The sequence below is a fragment of the Streptomyces sp. NPDC050636 genome, from assembly GCF_040654775.1.
Lineage (GTDB): Bacteria > Actinomycetota > Actinomycetes > Streptomycetales > Streptomycetaceae > Streptomyces.
Map to the genome: position 1 here is coordinate 1 of NZ_JBFAIP010000283.1, position 1,029 is coordinate 1,029.

Annotated in this window: 1 protein-coding gene; it reads right to left on the bottom strand. The window is 67.2% G+C overall.

The window, feature by feature from the left end; translation table 11 throughout:
- The coding region (locus AB0I10_RS41275) for an ISAzo13 family transposase (protein WP_363157867.1) at window positions 1-974 on the bottom strand (974 nt) is incomplete at its 3' end.
- Between the last annotated feature and the right edge of the window lie 55 nt (window positions 975-1,029).

A 1,029-nucleotide genomic window follows, 5' to 3' on the forward strand; every position in this document is an offset into this window, starting at 1 on the left:
TCGATCTTGTTCCACTTCGAGGTGCCCGGCGGCATGTGGCAGACCGTGATGTCCAAACCCGTCTCGGCGGCCAGGGCAGCGAGTTCAGTCTTCCAGGCGCGGGTGCGGTAGCCGTTGGAGCCGCCTGCGTCCGCAGTGATCAGCAGCCGGGTGGCGGTCGGGTAGTCCGGCCGACCGCGGGCCTGCCACCAGCGGCGAATGGAGGTGACAGCGAACGCGGCGGTGTCGTGATCAGTGCCGACAGTGACCCAGCCGGTGTTCGCGGCGATGTCGTAGATCCCGTACGGGATCGCCTTGCCCGGTCCCTGCCGGTCCAGGAAGTCGTGTGTCTTGACCAGTACCGGCTCGCGGGCGGGCCGCCACTGGTGGCCGGCATTCTTGTAGTCGCCGACGAGTTCCTTCTTCTTCGTGTCCACGCTGATCACCGGTTGTCCGGCGTCCATGTGCTGTCTGGCCTGCTCGTTGATGTAGCGGAACTGGGCGTCACGGTCCGGGTGCTGCTTGCCCTCGATGGTCTTGGCGCCGGCCTGCAGGCTGAAGCCCTCCGCACGCAGCAGGTCCCCGACCGTGTCCGCGCTCACCCTGTGACCCTGACGGGTGAGCCCGGCCGCCAGGTTCCTGGTCGACTTCACCGTCCAACGCAGCGGCGACATCGGATCGCCCCGCTCGTCAGGCTCCACCAGGGCAAGCAGCGCAGGCCGCAGACCCGGATCAAGGTCCACGGCCTTCTTCCGACCACCACCGGGCTTCCGTACCCGGCCCAACGGTTCTTCGCCGGCCTCCAACCCGTCCACGCCCTTGCGAACCGTCGTCTCGCTGACCTGGGCCGCCCGCGCGACCGCCCGGATACCGCCGTGCCCCAGGATCCGAGCTTCGGCCCCCATCAGCAGCCGCCGCTGCCGTTCGTCCAGATGCGGGAACAACACCGCGAACTTCACGGCGAGTTGACCACGAACTTCATCGGAGACGCCCATACCAGACCAACGAGCCGAATCACGTGAAGCAACACGTTGATTCTCTGCGAGCCCT